Below are 3,729 nucleotides of genomic sequence, written 5' to 3'. Positions count from 1 at the left end.
GGGGGGGGGGCGGGGCGCCCCGCCGCTGCCGTCAGTCGCCGGTCACGGACGACGGAGGCTCGGCACCGTAGTCCGCCAGCCAGCCATCGACGAGGTTGTCGACGGTGACCTTCACCGGAGGTGACGCGACCAATGCGGGCGCCTCCTTGTCGAGAAGATCGTAGGCGGCGGCGATGGCGAGGCCGCGGCCGATGTCGAGTGAGCCGTTGCCCACGAGGCCCACCACGGGCCCGCCGGCGTTCATGTCCGCCGCGAGAGTCGTGTCGAGGTCGTTGGTGACGATCTTGACGTCGCTGCGCCCGGCCGCCTTCACCGCGGCGAGCACGCCCTGAGCGGCGGTCGCCCATGGCACGTAAACGCCGGTGAGGTCGGGATTCTGCAGTAGCAGTGCGGCGGCGATCTCCTCCGTGCGAGCCTCATCGGTGAAGCCCTGCTCAGCCACGATCTCGATCTCGGGATACGAGTAGGCAAGCCAGTCCTTGAAGGCCTCGTCACGCTGGTTGGTGAACCAGAAGTCGGCGTCGTGGAACAGGTACGCGACCTCGCCCTCGCCACCCAGTTCATCGCCCAGCAGCTCCGCGTTCGCGCGTCCGGCATCCGTCAGCGACTCGGTCACGATCGCCACGAACTCCTCTCCGGCGGTGTACCCGGCGGGGGGCGTGGTCATGATCACCAGGGTGGTGTCGGAGTCGACGATGGGCTGGAACGACTGCGCGGCGGAGGTCGGGTCCACCGCGATCGCGACGATGATGTCGGGTTCGAGAGCCATGACGGACTCAACGTTGTTGGCCTGCGTCGCGGCGTCGAACCCGGCCTCGGTGGAGGCCACGACCTCGATGCCGAGGTCCTCGAACTGCGCAACGGCGCCCTTCTCGACGGCCGACACGAACTCGGACGACGTGTGCCACACGAAGGCCGCGGTGTAGTCGCCGTCGGCGACGGCGGCGCTCTCGTCTTCGGTGAGAACCAGCTCGTCGAGGGTCCCGGGGACCTCTCCATTCGGGCCTGCGAACTCGAGGCTGGGGCTGGTGGCGTCGTCAGCGACGGCGTTGACGTCGTCACCAGCAGGCGACGCAGTGGAACTGTCGCCTTCCGGCTCGGCGTCCGAGCTGCAGCCCGCGAGGGCGAGACTCGCGGCGAGCGCGCCGGCGATCACAGCGCTGCGACGGCGGGTGATGGGCTTGTTCATGGGGGGACCTCTGCTCTCCTGGGCTGTCGTCGGCACCGACTGGGGTCGAAGCCGGATTTAGTTTGCGTTCATCACGCAAACAATGTCAAGCAGTTCCATGTAACGTTCTTGTTGCGGCCTCCGTGCCGCTTTCGCGTCGCGCCTCCATCGATCCCGTAGGCTTTGGACGCACAGTGAACGCAAATAGGGGGTGCCCGTGCGCGAAGCGACTCGTGGTCAGATCGTCGCCGCACTTCTGCGCGCCCGTCCGTCGAGCCGCAAGCAGCTCGCGAGCGCAACGGGGATCTCCCCCGCCACGGTCTCCCGTGCGGTCGACGGACTGATCGCCGATAGATTGGTCCACGAGGGATCCGCCCTTGTCGAGGAGCGGCGTGGGCGCCGCCAGGTGCTGCTCGACATCGAGTCGGGCGATCACCTGGCGCTCGGCATCGACGTGGGGGGATCGCGTACCCGAGCCGTCCTCGTCGATCTGACCGCTGCCCCGTTGGCGAGTGTCGATGTCGCGACTCAGGTGGGCGCGAGCGCGGAAGACCTTGCACTCTGGATCGCCGAGCTCGCGAAGAGCCTCGCGGGCGCTCGATGGGGCGATGTGCGCGCGGTCGCGCTCGGCCTTCCCGGCGCGGTGAGCCATCAGGGGCCGTCGGTCTCGAACGCTCCCAACCTGCCTCAGGTCGAGGACCCCACGTTCCTCGACGCGTGCGCGCGCGCGATCAACAAGCCCCTGCGGATCGACAACGATGCCAACTACGCCCTTCTGGGCGAGATGCGCTTCGGGGCCGCGAGCGGGCTGGCCAGCGCCGCGATGGTGACGCTGGGCGCCGGCCTGGGCGTGGGTCTCGCCGTCGACGGCCGTCTGCTGCAGGGTCGCCGCGGACTCGTCGGCGAGTTCGGACAGCTGCCGGCCGGCCCGGGGGGCACGCGACTCGAGGCGTCGGTGACGGGGCCGGGCATCGCGCGCATGGCGACCGCGGCCGGCATCGACGTGAGCGAACCGGCCGCACTCTTCCGCGCCGACCCGCCAGACGAGCTGCGCAACGTCCGTGACCGTTTCGACCAGGCCCTCGTGCTCACACTGTGCGCAGTCTCCGTTGCCTCGGATCCCGATGTCATCGTGCTCGGCGGCGGGATTGCCAAGTCGCTCGCGGCGGACCTGGAGTCCTACCAGAACGAGCTGACCAACGCGCTGCACGTCGCGCCCCGGCTCACGTCGACGGCACTGGGCGACTTCGCCGGGGCAGCGGGGGCCGCAGCGGGCGCGCTCCATGCGGTGTACGTCGAGCTCGGCGTTGACGTCGACGAACTCAATGACCTCCCGGCGGCGGGCACCCTCGACGCGGCAGCCGTTGCCGCAGTGGCACAGAGCTAGATCGCCTCGACCGCGGCGCGACCGACGGCGAGTCCCTTGCGGTAGCGCTCGAGGTATGCGGCATAGCCCGCGAGGTCCTCCGCGACCGGATCGACTACGGAGACGTCCGCGCCGGCGAACACCTTCTCGTCGAGGAAGGTCGTCACGTCCATGCCCAGCGGCGCCTGGCGGTAGGCCGCGAGCACGGCCATGCCCCACGCGCCGCCCTCGGAAGCGGTGTCGCCCACAGCGACCGGGGCGCCGATGGCCGCAGCGAGGAAGCGCTGCGCGACGCCCGCGGTGCGGAAGATGCCGCCATGCGCGAACATGCGATCGATCGCTACGCCCTCGCGCGCGAGCACCTCCATGCCGAGGCTCAGTGTGCCGAACACCCCATACACCTGCGCGCGCATGAAGTTCGCAAGCGTGAAGCCCGCGTCCGGGGTGCGGACCACCAGTGGACGGCCCTCGTCGAGTCCCGCGATGGGCTCGCCCGACAGGGTGTTGTAGGCGAGGACGCCACCGGCGTCCGCATCGGCCTCAAGCGCCCGGGTGAGGAGCGCACCGAAGACGGCGTCCGCATCGGCCGGGCTTCCCAGCGCCTCCGCGAACTCGCCGAACAGCCCTGCCCAGGCACCGAGCTCGGAGGCCCCGTTGTTGCAGTGGACCATCGCCACCAGATCGCCGGCGGGCGTGGTGACGAGGTCGATCTCCTCGTGGACGCTCGCGAGCGGGCCCTCGAGCACGACCATCGCGAAGATCGAGGTTCCAGCCGAGACATTGCCCGTGCGCGGTGCGACGGCGTTGGTCGCGATCATCCCGGTGCCGGCGTCGCCCTCAGGCGGGGCAAGCGGGATGCCGGCGCTCAGCGCGCCGGTGGGGTCCAGCAGGGCCGCGCCGGACTCGGTGAGCGAGCCCGCGTCGGCGCCGTTGACGAGCACCTGCGGCAGCATTGCGCGCAGGTCGATGCCACGGTCCTCGACCAGGCCGGCGTACGTGTCAAGCATCGCGGCGTCGTAGTCGCGCGTCGCGGGGTCGATGGGGAACATGCCGGAGGCGTCGCCCACGCCCAGGACACGCTCGCCCGTGAGCTTCCAGTGGACGTAGCCGGCGAGGGTCGTGAACGAGTCGATCGACGGCACGTGGGCCTCGTCGTCGAGGATCGCCTGGTGCAGGTGCGCGATCGACCACCGCA

The 3,729-nt window shown here is 70.1% G+C and carries 3 protein-coding genes; 1 reads left to right on the top strand and 2 read right to left on the bottom strand.

The window, feature by feature from the left end; genetic code table 11:
- Nucleotides 1-31 precede the first annotated feature (31 nt).
- The gene (locus QZ483_RS13120) at nucleotides 32-1,189 is read right to left on the bottom strand and encodes a substrate-binding domain-containing protein (protein WP_297084746.1); all 1,158 of its coding nucleotides are present in this window, start codon (nucleotides 1,187-1,189) and stop codon (nucleotides 32-34) included.
- 196 nt (nucleotides 1,190-1,385) lie between these two features.
- Here QZ483_RS13120 and QZ483_RS13115 point away from each other — a divergent pair, with 196 nt between their 5' ends.
- Nucleotides 1,386-2,555, top strand: coding sequence for an ROK family transcriptional regulator (locus QZ483_RS13115; RefSeq protein WP_297084744.1), 1,170 nt, complete (start codon nucleotides 1,386-1,388; stop codon nucleotides 2,553-2,555).
- Here QZ483_RS13115 and QZ483_RS13110 read toward each other — a convergent pair.
- On the bottom strand, nucleotides 2,552-3,729 hold a 1,178-nt coding region (locus tag QZ483_RS13110), incomplete at its 5' end, for an FGGY-family carbohydrate kinase (RefSeq protein WP_297084742.1). The two genes, QZ483_RS13115 and QZ483_RS13110, sit on opposite strands and share 4 nt — an antisense overlap.

It is taken from the genome of uncultured Demequina sp. (assembly GCF_913055775.1).
GTDB lineage: Bacteria > Actinomycetota > Actinomycetes > Actinomycetales > Demequinaceae > Demequina.
This window is presented reverse-complemented; position numbering and strand designations above follow the sequence as displayed.